The following is a 21,093-nucleotide window of genomic DNA, read 5'->3' on the forward strand; positions in this document are numbered from 1 at the left end:
TGGTGATAGCAGTTGATAACTATACCTTTAATGCATAAAATACATCACACAAATGAGGAAGAACGGCGTATCCGGTGATGCGTCCGGATTTCAAATCCGGGTAGGGCTGCCAGCAGTCCTGGGTAGGTTCGACTCCTATGTTCTTCCGCCACTTCATTTGTTTATCCTTTTAGTAAACCTTCATCTCGCAGTTCGCGATAGTTAAATTTCCTTTTTGTAAAACCAATCTTATCGAAATACTCCAAGATCTGAATGGCGACTTTTCGTCCTAGTTGACTAATCGTTCTAAACTCTGCTGTTTCCAGTTTTTGATGGTGTTCAATATGCGCACGGACACGATTAGCAATCGAGATCAAATAGTCGTGGCTTACATAGCGATCTTTAACAATCGCAGAGATATAGCCCAGTTGTGCCAATTTATAGCTCAGAGCACGCAATTCGTCTTCATCAAGATCACATTCATTGGCGAGATCTCGCACCCACCAAGGGGTTGAATTTTGCTGCATGATCTGGGCAATGCGCTGCCAGCTTCTTTGTTCAAGATCTGTGAGTTGTAGCTGGTGGCTGGCAAGGTGTAACCAACCACGAGTATTGATAATGGTTTGCTGGGCTAATAGCTGAGCCAACAGCTCATTAAAAATAGCAGCAGGTTGGTTGAGTGCTGCAATGCGATAAAGACGATCTTTACCTAAGCCGATGTGGTCATTTTCTTGTTGATGGTATAACGCGAGTTTTTCAATCATGTTCTGCTGTAGTTGTACTTGATAGGCAGAAGTACAAAGGAAATCACCGTACTGGGTAATATCATTTTCAACATGACTACCTGCGACTTGTTCTATGTGCTGACTTTGATGCTGCCAGGTTAACTCACTGATAGATTGTGGTTTATTGGCAAGTTTAAAGGCAATAATATCTTTAAGGGAATCAAGTTCTGCACGTTGGGTTAAATAAGCTAAACGCTCTGCCTTTCGCTTACCACGGTTCGGCGGCAGTAAATCAATGACGACGCCACTACCAAGGTTCGTTTTTAAAGCGGGATCGCGCAGTAATAGACGATCTTGCTCTGCTAAACATAATGGACTATCGAAGGTAATCTCAGCCAGTACATGCTCGCCTGCCTTCGCCTTATCTGTTTCAAGTAGCGCAATACGACCCGTGGTATGGGCTGCGGCATGGAAAACTTGTACTGCTTGCCAGTGTTTAATATCGGTATTGGCAGCCATTGTAATCGTTACGCGATTGCTCACGGCATCGGGCACAATATTGACTAACCAGTCGCCACGGCTAAGCTCGTTCTTATCAATGTCACCAACGATATTCATCGCTACACGCTGGTTTGCTGTTGCCGTTTGCGCTGTATTTCCTTGGGCGTGTAAACCTTTTATACGGACAGTTTTTGCCTGTGTTTGACCTTGCTTAAGTTTGTTATGGCTAACAAAATTCAGGCTATCACCGACCTTTATGCTGCCACTTAATGCCGTCCCAGTAACAACCAATCCTGCCCCTTTTACGTGAAAAGCACGATCAATGGCAAGACGAAAGCCTAAATCATTTTGTTGCTGTTTTTCATTGTCAGCTAAAGCGATTAAGTGAGCTTTAAGTACATCAATACCATCCCCAGTAAACGCGGAGCAATGAAATATTGTTGGCTCGGTAAAACCTTGCTGAAATAAGAGTTGAGTGAGTTGTGCTTCTAACTGCTGTTGTTGCTCTAAGGTAGTGAGATCTGATTTGGTGATCACCACTGTTAGGCTATCCATCGCCAATAAACGCAAAATGGCTAAATGCTCATAGCTTTGCGCCATCATGCCTTCATCACCTGCGACAATCAGCATCGCATGATGGGCTGTACCGACACCGGCGAGCATGTTGGAAAGAAACTTCTCGTGACCCGGTACATCAATAAATCCGAGGGTTTCTTGTTGTTGCGTTTGCTGTGAGTGATAGGGCATAAACGCATACCCTAAATCAATGGTTAGCCCACGTTTTTGCTCTTCTGGTAAGCGATCAGCATTGGTGCCTGTTAGGGCTTGAAGTAAATGGGTTTTACCATGATCAACATGGCCAGCGGTGGCAATTATCATAAAGTGGCGTTATTAGTTCTTTGTTATTCGTGATTAGCATTAGAAAGTGAAAGTTGAGCAAGTTGAGCAAGTTGAGCAAGTTGAGCAAGCTGAGCGATGAAATCTTGTTCATGGCTGATCCCACGTAAACATAACCACAGTTTGTCATGGTGAATACGACCGATAATTGGGATCTCACCGCTTGCTAAAAGATCCGCAAGATCATTAAGCGTGTAGGATGTTTGATTATTGTTAACACTGAAACATAACGCGACAGATTCAAGTTGTTCGGTGGGTAGCGCACCACTGCCTATTTGCCCCATTGAAGGCATCACCGTTACTGTAAAGTACTGACCAACCAATTGCTGACAGTAAGGCACTAGACGTTCCCCCAAATCTGTCAGCGTATCAAGGCTGCGAGTTAGCATCGACAGCGTAGGGAGATCGCAAGGTAAACGCTCTGGATGACGGTATAAATTCAATGTTGCTTCAAGCGCTGCTAAGGTCATCTTGTCACAGCGAAGTGCACGTTTAAGTGGGTGATGTTGCAGCTGTTCAATGAGTTCAGATTTCCCAGCAATGATCCCAGCTTGTGGTCCACCGAGTAATTTATCGCCAGAAAAGCTCACTAAATCAATGCCATCTTGCAGCATCTTTTGTGGCATCGGCTCGCTTGGTAGTCCGTATTGGGCTAAATCGATTAATGACCCACTGCCTAAATCGCTGATCACTGGTACTTGCATTGCGCGTCCCAACGCACAGAGTTCAGCTTCAGATACCGCGCTGGTAAAGCCTTGGATCATGTAGTTACTGGTGTGTACTTTCATCAGTAACGCGGTATTTTCATTAATCGCTTGTTGATAGTCTTTTAAGTGAGTGCGATTCGTGGCACCGACTTCAACGAGCTGACACCCTGCTTGTCGCATGACATCTGGAATGCGAAATGAGCCACCAATTTCAACTAACTCACCACGCGATACAATGACTTCTTTTCCATTGGCAAGGCTGGCTAGCATTAACAGTACCGCAGCGGCATTGTTATTCACTAAGCACGCATCTTCACAACCAATGAGCTGTTGCAGTTGTTCACTGATGGCTTGATCGCGGTGGCCTCGTTTACCTTGCTGGAGAGAATACTCTAAAGTCGAAGGGAAACGCATCACCTCTGTCACCGCTTTTATTGCAGCTTCTGCTTGCAGCGAACGACCTAAATTGGTGTGTAAGATAGTACCGGTTAAGTTAAAAACACGACGTTGCCCTTGATGTTGTAAAGGCAGAGTCGATTGTGCGAGATGATGAGAAAATAGATTTATACGTGCAAGTTTCTGTTGCGATAGTGCCAGCCCGTCGCACTCATTAAGTGTCAGCCACTGAGGTAATTGTTGTTGATCTCGAATTGTCTCGCGGGCTTGATCTAATAATTGACGAACAAGCGTAGTGATGTGCTCTTTACCAAATTGATGGATCAAAGGCTGTTGTAATTCGTGATTTAAAATCAGATCAACACTGGGTAAGTGGGCATAGAGTGCTTGGGCTGTCATATCTATCTCAGTATTACTGTATTAGTGGTAAAAAGAATGGGTTAAATCCATTACGGTATAATTCGTTTTGGTTTAGCTTATGATCTAACACTAATGTCGCAAGATCGTCTGCGATAGGATCAAGGTTTGGTTGCTTTTCTAAAAATAAAATCTTGAGGTAGCTATTACAGTGACCGCAAGTTTCAGCACGTACCGCATCTTCTAGGGTTTCACTTTGTAGATGAATATTTTCACCATCCGCACATTGAGTACATTCAGCACGAAGACGATGCCATTCTGTTTCACATTGGCTGCAATGCAAGTAACGGTGGCCACTGCCTTTAATCAAACTTGCCACTGGCGCACCACCACAAAGAGGGCATAAATGCTGTTTTACATTGGGCTCGGGTTGCCACTCTAGTGCCGTGGTTTTTACAAGTAGGCTGGTGAATGTATTAATACAAGCCCATAGCAAAATAGCAAGATCAGCAGGTACACGCTCAGGCTGGTTATGCTGAAGTGCGGTGAAGTAATGGTGTAGGGTGTCGCTATCAAGATCTTGAAGTGAATCGATCACTTTTACGATGTCGTCAGATGCAACTAAACGTAATGAGGTGGTTAATTGCGCTAACATGGCTTCTAAGATTGGAAACCAAGCTTGATCTAAAGATAGCGGCCAAGTTAAAGCATTTTCTGATACGAAGTTAGCAACAGGTTGGGCAAAGTCTTCGGCCAATCGCGCTTGTTGTTGAACAATTTGTCCGGCTAATAGTAGGTAATCTGCCATGAAAGAGTCTTTAGCCAGTGCACGTAAACGCTCGGCACGAGCTGAAAAAATGGTTGCAGGATCACCAATAATTAACGGAGTAAAGCCATCACTTTTTTGTTTTATAATGGTATTTTTATCTAGAATTTTAACGCTCATGCTGTTTTCCAATGACAAGAATACCAACCAAAGTAAACCTTGGTTGGTATAAAAAGGTAAAGCGGTAAGTGCAGGCTTACCGCTTTTAATCATGTTGTTAGTGTTGGTTTTTGCCGCTAGTTAGCGAACGTAGCCAACGAGGGTGGTGTTTTTTCGCCCAAGCAGGAGAAACCTTCCCTTCTAACATGCCATCGATAGAGCCTTCTACCCAGTACGCCATGTAAGCATGGATAATCAGGCTAAGAGCAAAAACAATGGCTGTGATTGAGTGAACAATCAGTGCAATGCGAACGACATCAATGCTGAAGTAAGCCGCAAAGTAGGCACGCCATGCAATCAAACCGGTAACAAGAAGGATCAGACCACAAGCAATAAATTGACGTAGGATCATTTTTTGACCTGCGTTGTATTGTCCAGCTTCTGGTACGTTTTCTTCGTTCTCGGTTAAGACGTCTTTAACTTTTAGCATCCACTGGAGATCACCTTTTTCAAAGTGGTTATGGCTCCAGTAGCGTGCAACTAAAAACGCAAGTCCGATTGTCATCACAATTGCGCCGAATGGGTGCAAAATACGTGCAAGTTGCGGTGAACCGTAGACATAGCTAAGGAAGTGCAATGGTGCGAACATAAAAGATAAACCAGACAATAGAGTCCAGATACCCGTTAGTGCTACCGTCCAGTGCACAACGCGATCTAAAGGCTTATGACGTAAAATTGTTTTATTCAAACTCATTTTTCATCTCCTTCTTCTTCCGCAACACGGCTGCGACCAACAGTCACACGGTGAATCGCTGCCAACGCAAGCGTACCCACTAAACCTGCTGCAAGTGGCTTCACATCGTCTTTCCACAATTTCACTGTTTCGCTGATCTTTGGATCTTTTGGCAGATCGTAACGTTCAGGATCAGTAATATCGTGCAACACATAAATCACGTGTGTGCCGCCCACACCAGCTGGGTTGTAAATACCCGCGTTCTTGTGACCTTTGGCTTGCAGTGCAGCCACTCGTTGGTTAGCGTATTCAAGAATTTCTTCTCGCTCACCAAAACGTAGTGCACCTGTAGGACAGGTTTTTGCACATGAAGGCACTTGACCTGCCTGTAGGCGATCAAGACACAAAGTACACTTGTAAACACGGTTATCGACTGGGTTCATGCGTGGAATATCAAACGGACAACCAGCAATACAGTAGCCACAACCGACACACTTTTCAGAGTTAAAATCGACAACACCGTTTTCGTATTGCACGATAGCATCAGGCTCTGGACAGGCTTTTAAACAGCCAGGGTCAGAACAGTGCATACAGCTGTGTTTGCTGAATAACCATTTGAACTTGTTATCTTCTTCAATTTCTTTGAAGTGGATAGTGGTCCATGTTTCAGCGGTTGTATTTGGCGGATTTTGGTAGGTACCTTCAAAGGTACCGACTTTGCCGCGCAAGTTGTTCCATTCGCTACACGCATCCATACAGCCTTTACAGCCAGTACAGCACGTTACATCGATAAGCTTTGTTACCTGAATTTGGCGTTTACGCGCATCAGGTGAAGGCGTTAGCGATGATGTCGCAGAACTACGAATAATATTCTGTGATTCCATACCCATGGCTTACTTCACCTTTTCCACGTTAACCAAGAATGCCTTGTACTCTGGCGTTTGTGAGTTAGCATCACCAACACATGGCGATAGCGCATTTGCTAAGTAGCCAGATTTGGTGTCGCCTTCATAACCCCAGTGAATAGGAATCCCCACAGTGTGAACGGCTTGGCCATTAACATGCAGTGGTGTTATACGCTTAGACACATACGCTTTTGCTTCAATGAAGCCACGCTTAGAGGTGACGCGAACCATGTCAGCATTCTTAATGCCACGCTCTTTTGCCAAGCCTTCGCCAATCTCAACAAATTGTTCTGGTTGTAGAACAGCGTTGAAGTGAGAGTGACTTGTCCACGTATGGAAGTGCTCCGTTAAGCGGTAAGTCGTACCCACAAATGGGAACTGCTCTTTTTGACCAAGCTGTGCAAGATCGTCTTTGAAAATACGTGCCGCTGGGTTTGATACCACATTCTTATGTAATGGGTTGGTACCAATGGGTGTTTCAAACGGTTCGTAGTGTTCAGGGAACGGACCTTCAGCCATTTTATCTAACGCAAATAGACGACCAACGCCTTCTGGTTGCATGATAAATGGACCCGCATTGCTTGATGGTGGAAGCTTAGCGTTAAAGTCTGGCACATCAGGGCCAACCCACTTGCTACCATTCCATTCAACTAAAGTACGTGACTTATCCCAAGGTGTGCCGTCAGGACGTGTTGATGCACGGTTGTACAGAACACGACGGTTAGCCGGCCAAGACCATGCCCAGTTTGGTGCTAAACCTAAACCAGATGGATCGCTGTTATCACGACGTGCAGTTTGGTTACCCGCAGGAGTCCAACTACCGGTGTACAGCCAACAACCTGCTGTAGTAGAACCATCAGCTTTTAGTTGAGCAAAGCTAGATAGCTGGTTGCCGTTAGCATCTTTACCGTTAAGTTCTTGTGCTAATTCTTTAGTGTTTGGCGCATCAGGAATGGCGTAGTTCCAATCTAGAGAAAGGATTGGATCTGGGTATATACCACCATGTTGTTGGTACATATTACGCATCTTCATGAAGATACCCGCTAAGATCTCAGCATCACCTTTCGCTTCTCCCGGCATATCTGCTGCTTTCCAGTGCCACTGTAACCAGCGCGCTGAACTTACGATGGTGCCATCTTCTTCAGCAAAACATGCACAAGGTAAACGGAATACTTCAGTTTGGATATTCTTGGTATCCACTTCGTTTACGTTTGGTTTGTTCTGCCAGAATGTTGATGTTTCTGTCGCTAGTGGATCGATAACCACTAAGTATTTCAACTTAGATAGCGCATCTAATGTTTTTTGCTTGTTGGACATAGAGCCAACAGGGTTAAAACCTTGACAGATGTAACCGTTCATTTCGCCTTTCTTCATCATGTCGAAGACGCGAAGCATGTCGTAACCCTGATCCCACTTCGGCATCATGTCGTAACCAAAGTTATTTTCTGCGGTTGCATTTTTACCGTAGAACGACTTCAGTAATGATACGAAGAAAGACGGGTAGTGTTGCCAGTAGTTAGTTTGATCTGCTTCAAGTGCCACTGGTGTGTGGTGCTTAAGGTGAGTGGCAAGATCGACATCTTTATCAGATGGCAGTTTCAAGTAACCCGGCAGATTTTGTGCTAACAAACCAAGGTCAGTAATACCTTGGATATTTGAGTGACCACGTAGGGCGTTAACACCGCCGCCAGCCATACCCATGTTACCTAGAAGTAACTGGATCATTGCCATACAACGGATGTTTTCAGCGCCTTTTGAGTGCTGAGTCCAACCAGTTGCGTACAAAATAGTGGCAACACGGTTATCGGCAGCAGTGCTACCTAGCGCCTTACATACGTGTTCAAACATATCAACAGGCGTACCTGTGATGTTTGAAACTACATCAGGTGTGTAGCGAGATACGTGCTCTTTCAGTAAGTTCCATACACAGCGAGGATGTTGTAGGGATTCATCCTTCATTGCGTAGCCGTTATCGTCTAGCTTGTAGAACCAGCTACTACGATCGTACTGACGTTTCTCTGCGTCATAACCTGAGAACAGACCATCATGGAATGCGTAATCATCACGTACGATAAAGCTAGCGTTAGTGTAGGCTTTTACATATTCGTGATTTACTTGGCTGCTTGCGATCAGGTAACGAATAGCACCTAATAGGAAGGCAATATCAGCACCAGAACGGATTGGTGCATAGTGATCAGCCACTGCTGCAGTACGCGTGAAACGTGGATCAACCACAATGATTTCAGCGTTATTGGTTTTTTGAGCTTCAATTGCCCAGCGGAAGCCTACAGGGTGTGCTTCTGCTGCGTTGCCGCCCATTACAAGGATTACGTTGGCATTTTTAATGTCAACCCAGTTGTTGGTCATCGCACCGCGGCCAAATGTTGGAGCAAGACTTGCTACCGTTGGGCCGTGTCAAATACGCGCTTGAGTGTCAACTGGAACCATGCCCAAACCACGGGCAAATTTTTGTGTTAACCAACCATTTTCGTTGCTTTCTGCCGAAGCACATAGCATACCTGTGGTTAGCCAGCGGTTAACTGTGGTGCCTTGCTCATTTGTTTTAACAAGGTTTTCATCACGGTCTTGCTTCATTAACTTGGCAATACGAGTGAATGCTTCATCCCATGAAATACGTTGCCATTTGTCTGAACCAGGTGCGCGATATTCGGGGAATTTCAAACGTTGTTCGCTGTTAACAAAACCAGCTAGACCCGCACCTTTTGGACATAATGCACCACGACTTACTGGATGATCGGGATCACCTTCAACGTGGAATACCTTTTGTTTGATATTACCGTTTGCTGCACCAGTACTGTAAAGTAAAGTTCCGCAACCAACAGAACAGTAAGAACACGTATTACGCGTTTCTTTTGCTGCTGTTAATTTAAATTCTCGAGCTTGCGCCCAAGCTTTTTGCGGTATTGTGGCAAGGGAGGCAATAGATGTCGTAGCGACAGCTCCCGCGCACAATTTAAATAATTGACGTCTACTTATATTCAAAGTCAACTCACCTAATTATTATAAAAAGAATTGTATTACATAAGAGGTCGGATATTATAGGCGCGAATATAATATCGTCAAATCTTTGTGTGAAATAATAAATGTCTAGTTGTTTAATTACTGATGAATATATAGAGCATCAGGAATATTCTGTTTATGAAATAATTAAATATAAGAACGGGATAAAAATAGAATGTGAAGACTTTATTGCAGAAGAAGTTCCCATTGCGCTTATTTATAATGGAATATCTCATGCAGTAATGATGGCAACCCCATCAAATCTAGAAAACTTCGCAATTGGTTTTTCATTATCTGAAAGAATTATTAACAATATTAAAGAAATAAAAAACATTGATATAAAAAGTAGTAAAGAGGGGATAGAAGTTTATATAGAATTACAAAATCGTGCTTTTATGATGCTAAAAGAACAGCGTCGACAACTGGTAGGAAGAACCGGTTGTGGGTTGTGTGGTATTGAACATTTAAAGCAAGCAATGAAGCCTGTAAATACGGTTCCTGATACGCAAAGAATGCCTCTTTCTGTTATTAATCAATCTATTAAGTTTCTACATGAGAATCAGGAACTCGCTAACCGTACAGGTTGTACCCATGCTGCCGTATGGTTAAATGAACACGGTGAATTAGCGGCGATTTATGAAGATGTTGGTCGTCATGTGGCGCTAGATAAGTTAATAGGCGCTCGTGCAAAATATTCGCAACTTACCAAAGGTGCAATCTTAATTACCAGTCGTGCTAGTTATGAAATAGTGCAAAAGGCAACATCTGTCGGTGTGGAGATATTATTTGCAGTATCAGCACCTACAGCATTAGCGATTAATTTAGCTGAAGAATCTGGATTGACATTAATAGGGTTTTGTCGAGAAGGTAGGGCTACTATTTATACAAAAAAACATAGAATAATAAATTAAGCATATTTCATAAAATTAAAACCTAGATTATTTATAAAATAATATAAGAGGTTTATGACGTTAATACTTTCTTTGTTTATATTTCCATTAATCAGTAATAATCATGTTAAATAAGTAAAAGTAACAAAGACTGACTTAAACAAACCAATAATCCCCTTTAATTTTAGTTGTATAAGATAACCAGACTTTTAATTATAGGTGATATATAAATATTTTTATGACTGTGAATTATAAATGATTAACAGCATGATTTTATTGGAGTCATTAAAATGCATAAGTTATGATTTGTTTTTTATCATAATTAGGAATCAGTTGTGTTAGGGAAAATATTAACAGGATTGTTACTTGTAGCTTCAAGTACGAGCGTGATAGCAACACCTTGGGAAAAAGTAAAAACACCAACATCTGGTGAGTCAATGTCTATCGGCTCATACTCGAATGGGTGTTTAGCAGGCGCGGAAGCACTGCCACTGGAAGGTGATGGTTATCAAGTTATCCGCGCTGAACGCGGCCGTTACTATGGTAACCCTGAAACAATCACTTTCTTAAAAGAGTTAATGAAAACTGCACAGCAACTGAAAATTGGTAATGTGCTGGTGGGAGATATTGCGATGCCTCGTGGTGGACGCTTTTCATCAGGTCACGCCAGCCACCAAACAGGCTTGGATGCAGATATTTGGTTACGTATTCCAGAAAAACCGTTATCACAGAACGATCTAAAAACAGTTTCAGCACTACCTATGGTTGATGTGAAAAATCACAAAATCATCGAAAAGAACTGGAGCAGTAAACAAGCGCATTTGATCCAGCTTGCGGCAAGTGATGATCGTGTCGCCCGTATATTCGTTCATCCTGTGATCAAAGAGCAGCTTTGTAAAACGGAGTGGAAAGATCGTGATTGGTTACGTAAAGTTCGTCCTTGGTTTGGTCATTACTACCATTTCCATGTCCGGTTAAATTGTCCTGAAGGCAGTACCTACTGTGAGCCACAAACCCCACCACCAGCAGGTGATGGCTGTGGTAAAGAGTTAGCCTCATGGTCACCAGATTTTAAAAAGCCTGAGTCAAATAAACCGGCGGTTAAACCAAAACCTAAACCGAAGCCAGTGTTACCAGCTCAGTGTAAGGTGCTTATTAATAGTTAATTTTTCTAAATTAACTGTGTATAGGTATAAAAAAAGCGCCGCAAGGCGCTTTTTTATTGTTTGATGGTTGGATCGAATAAGAACTAAGCAAGACCTTGTAAGGTAACAAACTTTTCTAGCAGTTCATCGTCAGATTCAACGTGATCAGGATCGGTAATAATGCAGTTGGTGATTGGACAAACCGACTGACAGGTCGGCTTGTCGTAATGCCCTTTACATTCAGTACAGCGATCTGGGTTTATTTCATAGATGCTATCACCCATGGTGATCGCCTCGTTAGGGCATTCAGGATCACACATGTCGCAGTTAATGCATTTGCTTGTAATGAGCAGTGCCATAGTGCTTATTTACCGTCTTTAGGAGCGTGAGGGTTACGTGTATCTTCGCCATTACCCAAGTTACGCATTAACAGACCAAAATCAAGATCCATATCAGCAGGTACAGGGATAAATACGAAGTGTCCATTGCCTTTCGCGTCATCAATTACTTCAGACTTACGGTTTTCCATTGTCTCAAGGTTGAAGATAACGTTACCTTTTGGTGTCATTACTTCAAGGCTATCACCAACAACGAACTTGTTCTTCACTTCAACTTCAGCAAGATCGCCACGGCGTTTACCTGTGAACTCACCAACAAATTGTTGAGAATCAGAAATTGAGTAACCGTAGTCATAGTTTTGGTACGTGTCATGGGTGTGACGACGTAGGAAACCTTCAGTGTAACCACGGTGCGCTAAGCTTTCTAATGTGCCTAGTAATGATTCATCAAATGGTTTACCTGCAACAGCATCATCAATCGCTTTACGGTAAACTTGCGCAGTACGAGCACAGTAGTAGAACGACTTAGTGCGGCCTTCAATCTTCAGTGAGTGAACACCCATCTTAGTTAGACGCTCAACGTGTTGAACAGCACGAAGATCTTTTGAGTTCATAATGTAAGTACCATGCTCATCTTCAAACGCCGCCATTTTTTCTTCAGGACGGTGAGATTCGCTTAGTAGCACAACATCATCAATGGGTTTTCCTAGACCTAGTGTATTATCAGGACGCTCTTCAACGTCTTGTGTTTGCACTGCGTCTTGAATTTCAACGATTTGACCCGCATCGTTTTCAGTCGCTTTTTCTGTTTTATATTCCCAACGGCAAGCATTCGTACATGTGCCTTGGTTTGGATCGCGCTTGTTGATGTAACCAGAAAGTAGGCAGCGACCAGAGTAAGCCATGCAAAGAGCACCATGAACGAAGATTTCTAGTTCAGTGTCAGGGCAATGCTCACGAATTTCTTCGATTTCTTCTAGTGATAACTCACGAGATAGAATGACACGCTCAACACCTTGGCTAGCCCAGAATTTCACTGTTGCCCAGTTAACTGCGTTGGCTTGAACTGACAGGTGAATAACAACCTCAGGGAATGCTTCACGAACCATCATAATAAGACCTGGATCTGACATGATAAGTGCGTCAGGGCCCATTTCTACGATTGGTTTAAGATCGCGAATGAAGGTTTTTAGCTTTGAGTTATGCGGTTGAATATTACATACCACATACAGCTTTTTACCTTGAGCATGTGCTTCATCAATACCAATCTTTAGGTTTTCGTGGTTGAACTCGTTATTACGAACGCGAAGACTGTAGCGAGGTTGACCTGCATAAACGGCATCAGCGCCGTAGGCAAATGCGTAACGCATGTTTTTAAGGCTGCCTGCAGGTGAAAGTAATTCTGGTTTAAACATTGCTCTATATTCTCTTATTCTGATTCCAGATCAGTTCGTATCACCTAGTGATACAAAGTTAAGGCGGGATTTTACGTTTTTCGTGACCTAAGTGCCACTTTTCTCATTGAGTTTTTTCTTTGTTGCAATAATTACATTCGGTAAAATCGCTTTTAAGGCGGGGCGTAAACAATCTAATCGTGATGAAATTACAGATAAATAGTTGCTGCTATTAGATTTACCTCATAATCTACGTCTATTGCATTTTATTTTCTTCATTTCATCGTCAGGACAGACTAATGACAACCAAACCGAAACACCGTCCCACATTAAATGATGTTGCAAAACAGGTGGGAGTAACAAAAATGACGGTGAGTCGTTATTTGCGTGATCCTAGCTCTGTGGCTGAAAGTACACGAGAAAAAATCGCGGTAGTGGTGGAAGAGCTAGGTTATGTCGCCAGTCGCGCGCCTGATATTTTATCGAACCGTAACAGTAAGGCGATTGGGATCTTACTGCCATCGTTATCTAACCAAGTGTTTGCTTCTTTATTACAAGGGATTGAATCGGTAACCAAAAAAGAAGGTTATCAAACCCTGATCACCCACTATGGCTACAGTGCGGAAGAGGAAGAAGAGAAGATTGCTTCGTTATTGTCTTACCATGTTGATGGTTTGATTTTGACTGAAAGTATTCACAGCGAACGCAGTTATAAGATGATCAATGCTGCGGCTATTCCAGTGGTAGAAACGATTGATTTGCCTGAACATCCAATTGATATGGCGGTAGGGTTGGATCACCAACAGGCGGCATTTGATTTAGTCTCTAAGATGATTGAATACGGACGCTGCAATATTGTTTATTTCGCTGCGCGATTAGATCGCCGTACCCAATTGCGTTGTGACGGCTATATTCAAGCGATGGAAGCAAAAGGACTAACGCCACGTATTGTCTCGACAGAAGAGCACTCGAGCTTTACCCAAGGGCGAGAATTAATGCGTCAGGCTCTCTCGCAACACCCAGAGTTAGATGCTGTGTTTTGTACCAATGATGACTTAGCAATTGGCGCTATGATGCATTGCCAAGAGCACAATGTTGCCATTCCAAGTCAGGTAGCCATTGCAGGTTATAACGCCTTAGATATTGGTAAAGCGATTTCACCGACGCTTGCGAGTGTGAATACACCACGTGAAGAAATTGGTGCTGCAGCTGCGACATTATTATTGAAGAAATTAGCAGGAAAGAAAGTGGCTAATCCTATTCAAGATATTGGTTATAGCTTGTACTTAGGCGAGAGCTTAGGAAAGCCTGAAGTAGAAAGTAAGTAATAAAAAAACAGCGCACGAGAGTCACGTGCGCTGCCTACATTTATTCATCAATCTTTATTTATTAATCACTGATTGATTTAGCATTACGCTAATAGCGCTACCGCCTCTTGAGAAAGTTTGGTGATTTCTTCCCACTGACCATTATCAATCAGATCTTTAGGTAGCATCCAAGAACCACCAACGGTGGCAACACATTTCACCGCTTTGTACTGATCAACGTTTGCTGGGCTAATGCCGCCAGTTGGGCAGAACTGTACTTGTGGTAATGGCGCTGCAATAGCGGCGAGAGCTTTAGCACCACCATTCGCTTCTGCAGGGAAGAATTTTAATTGCTGGTAGCCAAGCTCTAATGCTTGCATGATTTCTGATGGTGTACTCACACCTGGAATTAAAGGTGCAGTGCCAGATTTTGCATAGCTAAGTAGCTTAGGTGTCATTCCTGGAGAAATCACAAATTTTGCGCCAGCTTCAACTGCAGCGTCATACTGCTCGCAGGTAAGTACCGTTCCAGCGCCCACCATCGCATCAGGCATCGCTTCCGCAATCGCACGAATTGCATCAAGAGCAACAGGCGTACGAAGGGTAATTTCAAATACCGTGATACCACCATTTTTTAGTGCTTGTGCCATAGGAACAGCGTCTTCTACGCGTTCAATGATCATTACAGGTACAACTGGCGATGCGGCAAACACATCTTGTGGATTAACTTGCCAAGTATTCATGTTTTTCTTCCTATCCAATAACTTAAAAAATAGTGGCGCCAGTATCGGCACTTGAAACTTGCTTGCGTAAATTGGCGAATAAGTTACGACCAAAGGTAAATGCAGGTATATCGTTTTCAATCGGTGCGCGACGAGCTGTAAGATCAGCGTTAACCGTTAGCTCACCTGTGATCGCATTTAATTCCACCATATCGCCATCTTGAATTAAACCAATTGCACCACCACGTAGGGCTTCTGGCGTAATATGGATTGCAGCAGGAATTTTGCCTGATGCACCTGATAAGCGACCATCGGTAACCAATGCGACTTGATATCCTTTCTTTTGGATATTACCTAAAATTGGCATTAATTTGTGAAGTTCAGGCATACCATTTGCTGCAGGTCCGTTATGGGTCACAACAATCATCGCATCTTGATCTAACAAACCTTGTTTATAGGCTTTTTCAACCTCGTTTTGGCAACGGAATACTTTCGCTGGTGCTGTAATATGTTGATGCTGTTTTGCAACCGCAGACACTTTAATCACCGATGTACCAATATTTCCCTTTAATACTTTTAAGCCACCTGTCGGGTTAAAAGTGATCTCAGGTGTACAAATTACATCACTATCTGTTGAGTCTGCACAAGGCGACCATACCAGTTTGCCATCTTGTAAGCTTGGGGTGGTCATTTGATCAGTAAATTCACCAAACGCCGTTTTCACATTGGTATTGAGTAGCCCACGTTGGTGCAATGTTTTCATTAAGGTTGGTACGCCACCTGCTTGTTGGAAAGCATTAATATCAGCAGGCCCATTCGGGTACATGCGCACCAATAAAGGAACCACATCAGATAAATCACTAATGTCATCCCACGTTAAAATAATGCCCGCACTACGAGCAATCGCCACCATATGTAAGCTATGGTTAGTACTGCCACCCGAGGCTAACCATGCCACTAAACCATTTACCAAACTTTCTGCCGTCATTACTTCATAAAGAGGGCGGTATTGGCTTGATTGCTGATTTGCTGCCGCAGCAATACGACAAGCCGCTTCTTCGGTTAATACTTTACGTAGCTCGCTTGTTGGTGGTACAAACGCCGAGCCCGGTAGCATTAAGCCCATGGCTTCTAAAATAAGTTGATTAGTATTCGCTGTGCCATAAAACGTACAAGTCCCCGGTGAGTGGTATGCCTGACATTCCATGGTTAATAGCGCAGCGGAATCGACTTCACCAGCGGCATATTGTTGACGAACACTAACCTTTTCATCATTGCTTATGCCGGTACCCATAGGTCCAACTGGCACGAATGCTGTTGGAAGGTGTGCAAAAGATAATGCACCGATCAATTGTCCCGGGGCGATTTTGTCGCAGATGCTTAACAATAATGTTGCATCAAAAGCGTTATGACTTAAGGTAATTGCCGTTGCTTGAGCGACAATATCACGAGAAAAGAGCGACATTTCCATGCCTGGTTGACCTTGAGTAATACCGTCACACATTGCAGGAACACAACCAGCGACTTGGCTCGTATGACCGTATTCCGCTAGCGATTTTGCAATAATATCTGGGTAATATTTATAAGGCTGGTGGGCACTTAGCATGTCATTGTAGCCACTGACGATAGCAATGTTGGCATGCAGAAAATCTAAAATTGCTGATTTTTCTTGGGCGCAATTAGCGGCAACAACGTGAGCAAGATTACCGCAAGAAAGTTGGCTACGGCCTTTACCCGCTTGTTCCATTTCTTTGGTCATGGCTAACCATTGCGGATAACTTTCAGCACTTCTTGCTTTAATGCGCTCGGTAACGGCTGAAATAATCGGATTCATAGATTTGCCTCACGTAATTGCTGAACAGCATCTTCAATAATTTCGTTAATAGAACCATCGATAGAGACAGTGAACACATCCATCTCATCAACAGGACGCTCAAGAGTTTCAAGTTGGCTAGTTAACATGGTGTCACGCATAAAATGACCTTTACGGGTACGCATTCGGTCAAGGATCAATTCACGATCACCATCTAAAAAGATGAACGATACATTTTGATTACCTTCACGGATCTGATCGCGATATTTCTTCTTTAAAGCTGAGCAAACAATGATCCCAACTTCATTTTTATTCTCGAGGCTATAAGCCGCATCACGAATACGTTCTAACCAAGGTTCACGATCGGTATCGTTCAATGGATTTCCACTGGCCATTTTTTGGATGTTGGCTCTTGGGTGTAAATCATCACCATCGATGAACTTTGCATTTAAGCTGTGGGCGATACCTTCACCAATCGTAGATTTCCCGCAACCACATACCCCCATTACAATTATGCTTTGACCTGCCATTTTTTAACCTCTATCTCACTTTTGAACATCAGTTGTTCTATTTTCTTGTAAGTTACCATGTTACGGGTAACATGTTACCCGTAACATTTAGCGTTGTGAAGATACTCACAATAAAAATATTCACAACGGAATAAAACATTCTTTTTTGCTGGAGAGATCCTGTATGACGTTAGACCCAACCTACTTATTGTTCATCGCAGTATGTTCTATCTTGTTGTTATTATTACTAATAATGAAATTTAAGTTACATGCTTTCCTAGCTTTAACTTTAGTGAGTTTTATTACAGCAGTAGTAACAGGTGTAAATGCTGATCAAGTTGTACCTACCATGATGTCAGGGTTTGGAGGCACATTAGCCTCTGTTGCTCTGCTTGTCGGTCTAGGTACCATGATAGGGCGAATTCTTGAAGTAACAGGGGGCGCTAAAGTACTAGCGGATACCTTAATTGGTAGGTTTGGCCCTGAAAGAGCACCTTTTGCATTAGGTGTTGCGTCGCTGTTGTTTGGTTTTCCAATCTTCTTCGATGCTGGGTTAATGGTTATGATGCCTATTTTGTTTAGTGTTGCTAAACAATTTGGTGGCTCAACAATTAAGTACGCGCTACCTGTTGCTGGTGCTTTTGCTGTAATGCACGCATTCTTGCCGCCACACCCAGGTCCTGTCGCTGCAAGTGAGTTATTAGGTGCAAATATTGGTTTATTGACCATTGTTGGTTTGTTGATTGCACTACCAACTTGGTACCTAGGTGCTTACCTTTACGGTCTATGGGCGGGTGAACGCTTTAAACTGCCATTGCCACAAGCTTTCTTGGCAACGCAAGAAGTAATTGATGAAAACAACTTACCTAAGTTTTCAACAGTTCTTGCTATTTTGTTAATGCCTTTAGTGCTTATCTTTATGGACACGGGTCTACACACGCTAACAGTAATGGGTGTGGTAAATGGTGATGACGCTTGGGTTAATGCCTTACGTATGTTGGGTAAAACTCCTATCGCATTGATGATCACCTTGTTGTTCTGTTTAGCGCTATTTTCTAAGAATTACGGCATGGCAAAACTTGAAAAGCTATGCGGTGATTCACTTGCGCCAATCTGTGCCGTTATTCTTGTAACGGGTGCGGGCGGTATGTTCGGTGGCGTACTACGTGCAAGTGGTATTGGTGACGCGTTAGCTAACTTAATGTCTGATACTGGTATGCCAGTGATTGTGGCGGCATTCTTAGTTTCAACAGCGTTACGTGTCGCGCAAGGTTCAGCAACGGTTGCTCTAACTACAACAGCAGCGCTGATTGCACCTATGGTTGCCGCAACAACAGGTCTAAGTGCTTTAGATTTATGTTTCATCGTAATTGCAATTGCATCGGGCGCAACCGTGTTATCTCACTTCAACGATTCAGGATTCTGGCTAGTAGGTAAACTGCTAGATATGGATGAGAAAACAACCCTAAAAACGTGGACGGTAATGGAAACTCTTCTAGGTACAATTGCCTTCACAATTGCTGCAACATTAAGTATTTTCTTATAAATTAAAATAACGTGTAGAAGCCAATACGGGAGTAGTGATACTCCCGTATTTTTTTATAAGGACTGTATTATGACAACCCAGAGTAAGCCAACAACATGTTGTGACTGGGCAACGACCGATCCACTGCTACAGCATTATCACGATACCGAATGGGGCAAAAAAACGTGTGATGATAACGCCCTTGCTGAATGCTTTATTTTAGAGAGTATGCAAAGTGGCTTGAGTTGGTTAACCGTTCTGCGTAAACGTCCGGCTTATCGAGCAGCTTTTCTTGATTTTGATTTAGCTAAAATTGAAGCAGAATTATTGCCACAGCCACGAGAAGGATTAGTTGAGCATATTTGCCAGCAGTTCGATGTTATCAAGCATAAAGGTAAAATCGCGGCAGCATTGAATAATTTAGAGCTTTTGGTTGCAGTGCGAAAACACACCCCATTAGTCGATTTCTTTTGGCAGTTTGTTGATAACAAAGCCATTATAAATCAATGGCAAACCATTGCTGAAATACCAGCACAAACTGAGCAATCAGCAAATATGAGTAAGGTGTTAAAAAAGCAAGGTTTTAAATTTATAGGTGCAGTGACTTGTTATTCCTTTATGCAAGCAGTAGGCATGGTGAACGATCATCTAACAACCTGTCACGGTTATTCAAAAAATAGCTAGTTATTGATATTGTTAAACTTTTATTTAGGCACATTTGCAAAGTTAGTTTGAGTGATAAAGCAATGCAACGCTTTAGATAAGCGTACTATGCTTAACGACATCTCTCTTATAAATAACAACAAAGGTCTCTTCATGGAAAGTGGGGATAGCAATATCATCTTTCATGTCATTTCTGTGTTTTTTAACATGTCATGGCAAATCTTTTGGCCATTAGCCTTTGGCTTAATACTCTCTTCTTTTATTCGTAACTTATTACCCGTTGATACCGTGGTGCAACACTTGGGTAAAACCGATGTGAAAAGCCTTAGCTTTACCACGCTATTAGGCATGATGTCATCATCGTGTTCTTATGCTGCGGCGTCACTGTCTCACACCCTATTAGCCAAAAAGGCAACAGTCGCTAACGCAATGGCATTTTTAGTATCAAGCACTAATTTGATAGTGGAAATGTTTATTGTGCTGGTAGCACTCATGGGCTGGACATTTTTATGGGGTGAAGTTATTGGTGGCTTGATCTTAATTGCAACTGTTGGCTTTTTGTTTAGCCGTTTTTATCCCAAAGATGTTGAACAAGAATTACGTCAGCACATAGCCAATGCTGCGCCGCAACAAAAAGCCAGTTGTGGCATGGATATGTCTGAAATGAAGCATGAGAGCAGTGATTGCGGTATGGACATGTCTAACATGAAACATGAGAGCAGTGATTGCGGTATGGACATGTCTAACATGAAACATGAGAGCAGTGATTGCGGCATGGACATGTCTAACATGAAGCATGAGGGAAGTGATTGCGGCATGGACATGTCTAACATGAAACATGAGAGCAGTGATTGCGGCATGGACATGTCTAACATGAAGCATGAGAGTAGTGATTGCGGCATGGACATGTCTAACATGAAACATGAGAGCAGTGATTGCGGCATGGATATGTCTAACATGGCTATGCCAGCAAAAAATGACACTGGCGTAATGGCAAAAATCACTAAATCTGCCAGCTTCTTCCAAATGGATTTGGCAATGATAGGCAAAGAGATCTTAATTGGTGTTGTTGTATCATCAATCTTAATTGCTTTAGTGCCACAAGAAGGTTGGCGCGCCTTATTTATCAGTAATGATGCCGGATTACCTGCTTGGTTACACTCGTTGCTTGATGTCATTATCGGTGTTTTTGTTGCTATGATTGCCTATGTATGTTCAGTGGGTAACTTAATTTTAGCGGCAGCACTGTGGCATGGTGGCATTTCATTTGGTGGGGTGATTGGCTTTATTCTTTCCGATGTATTAACCATTCCAATGATGCGTGTGTACCAAAAATATTATGGTAAACGTCCAACAAAATGGATGGTGGGTTTACTGTTTATTGCGATTATATTTACAGGTATGTGCGTTGATGCCATTTTCAACGGTTTTGGTTGGGTCACAACCGATCAAACCTTACGTACTTTAAACCAATCCGGTTTTGGTATGAACATGACCACAGTGATGAACTTGATCTTCATTCCGCTTTCTATTTGGTATTACCGTTTAGGTAAAAAAGCCAATGCAGGCATGGGAATGAGCATGTAATCAATCCGCGAGTCAATAACAAAGCCGTGGTGCTTAGGTTGTAAAAACAACAGA

17 protein-coding genes and 1 tRNA gene are annotated in these 21,093 nt (G+C 42.8%); 7 read left to right on the forward strand and 11 right to left on the reverse strand.

Going from position 1 to position 21,093, the window contains the following annotated elements; genetic code table 11:
* The first annotated feature begins 56 nt into the window (after positions 1-56).
* Positions 57-151 (forward strand) — tRNA-Sec (locus tag C9J45_RS07275).
* Positions 152-161: 10 nt separating this feature from the next.
* Here the strand turns inward: C9J45_RS07275 and selB are convergent.
* The 6 genes from selB to fdnG all read right to left on the reverse strand — a co-directional run bounded on the left by selB (position 162) and on the right by fdnG (position 9,128).
* Positions 162-2,084 carry a selenocysteine-specific translation elongation factor gene (gene selB / locus C9J45_RS07280; protein WP_107292363.1) on the reverse strand — a complete coding sequence of 641 codons (1,923 nt, stop codon included), beginning with the start codon at positions 2,082-2,084 and terminating at the stop codon, positions 162-164.
* 23 nt (positions 2,085-2,107) lie between these two features.
* Complete coding sequence (gene selA, locus C9J45_RS07285; protein WP_107292364.1) at positions 2,108-3,604, reverse strand: L-seryl-tRNA(Sec) selenium transferase; 1,497 nt, start codon at positions 3,602-3,604, stop codon at positions 2,108-2,110.
* Positions 3,605-3,617: 13 nt separating this feature from the next.
* The gene (fdhE, locus tag C9J45_RS07290; RefSeq protein WP_107292420.1) at positions 3,618-4,508 is read right to left on the reverse strand and encodes a formate dehydrogenase accessory protein FdhE; all 891 of its coding nucleotides are present in this window, start codon (positions 4,506-4,508) and stop codon (positions 3,618-3,620) included.
* A 97-nt stretch (positions 4,509-4,605) separates the two neighbouring features.
* Positions 4,606-5,241, reverse strand: a complete 636-nt coding sequence (locus tag C9J45_RS07295; RefSeq protein WP_005369417.1) for a formate dehydrogenase subunit gamma — start codon at positions 5,239-5,241, stop codon at positions 4,606-4,608.
* A complete protein-coding gene (gene fdxH / locus C9J45_RS07300) occupies positions 5,238-6,110 on the reverse strand; it encodes a formate dehydrogenase subunit beta (RefSeq protein WP_107292365.1) in 873 nt (290 codons plus the stop codon). Before fdxH ends, C9J45_RS07295 begins: the two co-directional genes overlap by 4 nt.
* A 3-nt stretch (positions 6,111-6,113) precedes the next feature.
* The gene (fdnG, locus tag C9J45_RS07305; protein WP_146144319.1) at positions 6,114-9,128 is read right to left on the reverse strand and encodes a formate dehydrogenase-N subunit alpha; all 3,015 of its coding nucleotides are present in this window, start codon (positions 9,126-9,128) and stop codon (positions 6,114-6,116) included.
* A gap of 101 nt (positions 9,129-9,229) precedes the next feature.
* Here fdnG and fdhD point away from each other — a divergent pair, with 101 nt between their 5' ends.
* Positions 9,230-10,057, forward strand: a complete 828-nt coding sequence (fdhD, locus tag C9J45_RS07315) for a formate dehydrogenase accessory sulfurtransferase FdhD (protein WP_107292367.1) — start codon at positions 9,230-9,232, stop codon at positions 10,055-10,057.
* Positions 10,058-10,371: 314 nt separating this feature from the next.
* Entirely contained in the window at positions 10,372-11,202 is an 831-nt protein-coding gene (gene mepA / locus C9J45_RS07320; RefSeq protein ID WP_107205948.1) for a penicillin-insensitive murein endopeptidase, read from the forward strand.
* 83 nt (positions 11,203-11,285) lie between these two features.
* Here mepA and C9J45_RS07325 read toward each other — a convergent pair whose 3' ends face one another.
* Together C9J45_RS07325 and yegQ are read right to left on the reverse strand one after the other, a co-directional pair.
* On the reverse strand, positions 11,286-11,540 hold the full coding sequence (locus C9J45_RS07325) for a YfhL family 4Fe-4S dicluster ferredoxin (protein WP_005369403.1): 255 nt from the start codon (positions 11,538-11,540) through the stop codon (positions 11,286-11,288).
* A 5-nt stretch (positions 11,541-11,545) separates the two neighbouring features.
* Positions 11,546-12,934, reverse strand: a complete 1,389-nt coding sequence (gene yegQ, locus C9J45_RS07330; protein WP_045084309.1) for a tRNA 5-hydroxyuridine modification protein YegQ — start codon at positions 12,932-12,934, stop codon at positions 11,546-11,548.
* A gap of 278 nt (positions 12,935-13,212) precedes the next feature.
* Between yegQ and C9J45_RS07335 the strand changes: the two genes are divergently transcribed.
* On the forward strand, positions 13,213-14,241 hold the full coding sequence (locus C9J45_RS07335; RefSeq protein ID WP_107205949.1) for a substrate-binding domain-containing protein: 1,029 nt from the start codon (positions 13,213-13,215) through the stop codon (positions 14,239-14,241).
* A gap of 83 nt (positions 14,242-14,324) precedes the next feature.
* Here the strand turns inward: C9J45_RS07335 and C9J45_RS07340 are convergent, their stop codons facing one another.
* Genes C9J45_RS07340 through C9J45_RS07350 form a run of 3 tightly spaced genes read right to left on the reverse strand, consistent with a single transcriptional unit; the run spans position 14,325 to position 17,285 of the window.
* Positions 14,325-14,963 (reverse strand): bifunctional 4-hydroxy-2-oxoglutarate aldolase/2-dehydro-3-deoxy-phosphogluconate aldolase, encoded by a 639-nt coding sequence (locus C9J45_RS07340; RefSeq protein WP_045127690.1) that lies wholly within the window; start codon positions 14,961-14,963, stop codon positions 14,325-14,327.
* A gap of 22 nt (positions 14,964-14,985) precedes the next feature.
* Positions 14,986-16,776, reverse strand: coding sequence for a phosphogluconate dehydratase (gene edd / locus C9J45_RS07345; protein WP_107205950.1), 1,791 nt, complete (start codon positions 16,774-16,776; stop codon positions 14,986-14,988).
* On the reverse strand, positions 16,773-17,285 hold the full coding sequence (locus tag C9J45_RS07350; protein WP_107205951.1) for a gluconokinase: 513 nt from the start codon (positions 17,283-17,285) through the stop codon (positions 16,773-16,775). Before C9J45_RS07350 ends, edd begins: the two co-directional genes overlap by 4 nt.
* A 163-nt stretch (positions 17,286-17,448) precedes the next feature.
* Here C9J45_RS07350 and C9J45_RS07355 point away from each other — a divergent pair, with 163 nt between their 5' ends.
* From C9J45_RS07355 to C9J45_RS07365, 3 genes are all read left to right on the forward strand, one after another.
* The gene (locus C9J45_RS07355; protein WP_107205952.1) at positions 17,449-18,810 is read left to right on the forward strand and encodes a GntP family permease; all 1,362 of its coding nucleotides are present in this window, start codon (positions 17,449-17,451) and stop codon (positions 18,808-18,810) included.
* Between the two features lie 69 nt (positions 18,811-18,879).
* The gene (locus C9J45_RS07360) at positions 18,880-19,473 is read left to right on the forward strand and encodes a DNA-3-methyladenine glycosylase I (RefSeq protein ID WP_107205953.1); all 594 of its coding nucleotides are present in this window, start codon (positions 18,880-18,882) and stop codon (positions 19,471-19,473) included.
* A gap of 132 nt (positions 19,474-19,605) precedes the next feature.
* Complete coding sequence (locus C9J45_RS07365) at positions 19,606-21,039, forward strand: permease (protein WP_107292368.1); 1,434 nt, start codon at positions 19,606-19,608, stop codon at positions 21,037-21,039.
* The last annotated feature ends 54 nt before the right edge of the window (positions 21,040-21,093 follow it).

The organism is Photobacterium sp. GB-1 (assembly GCF_003026165.1).
Classification (GTDB): Bacteria; Pseudomonadota; Gammaproteobacteria; order Enterobacterales; family Vibrionaceae; genus Photobacterium.

Coding starts and splice junctions, on each gene's coding strand:
- C9J45_RS07365 (WP_107292368.1), top strand. CDS start 19,606: ATGGAAAGTGGGGATAGCAATATCATCTTTCATGTCATTTCTGTGTTT.
- C9J45_RS07355 (WP_107205952.1), top strand. CDS start 17,449: ATGACGTTAGACCCAACCTACTTATTGTTCATCGCAGTATGTTCTATC.
- C9J45_RS07360 (WP_107205953.1), top strand. CDS start 18,880: ATGACAACCCAGAGTAAGCCAACAACATGTTGTGACTGGGCAACGACC.
- C9J45_RS07325 (WP_005369403.1), bottom strand. CDS start 11,540: ATGGCACTGCTCATTACAAGCAAATGCATTAACTGCGACATGTGTGAT.
- selA (WP_107292364.1), bottom strand. CDS start 3,604: ATGACAGCCCAAGCACTCTATGCCCACTTACCCAGTGTTGATCTGATT.
- fdhD (WP_107292367.1), top strand. CDS start 9,230: ATGTCTAGTTGTTTAATTACTGATGAATATATAGAGCATCAGGAATAT.
- edd (WP_107205950.1), bottom strand. CDS start 16,776: ATGAATCCGATTATTTCAGCCGTTACCGAGCGCATTAAAGCAAGAAGT.
- fdhE (WP_107292420.1), bottom strand. CDS start 4,508: ATGAGCGTTAAAATTCTAGATAAAAATACCATTATAAAACAAAAAAGT.
- fdxH (WP_107292365.1), bottom strand. CDS start 6,110: ATGGGTATGGAATCACAGAATATTATTCGTAGTTCTGCGACATCATCG.
- selB (WP_107292363.1), bottom strand. CDS start 2,084: ATGATAATTGCCACCGCTGGCCATGTTGATCATGGTAAAACCCATTTA.
- yegQ (WP_045084309.1), bottom strand. CDS start 12,934: ATGTTTAAACCAGAATTACTTTCACCTGCAGGCAGCCTTAAAAACATG.
- C9J45_RS07335 (WP_107205949.1), top strand. CDS start 13,213: ATGACAACCAAACCGAAACACCGTCCCACATTAAATGATGTTGCAAAA.
- C9J45_RS07340 (WP_045127690.1), bottom strand. CDS start 14,963: ATGAATACTTGGCAAGTTAATCCACAAGATGTGTTTGCCGCATCGCCA.
- C9J45_RS07295 (WP_005369417.1), bottom strand. CDS start 5,241: ATGAGTTTGAATAAAACAATTTTACGTCATAAGCCTTTAGATCGCGTT.
- C9J45_RS07350 (WP_107205951.1), bottom strand. CDS start 17,285: ATGGCAGGTCAAAGCATAATTGTAATGGGGGTATGTGGTTGCGGGAAA.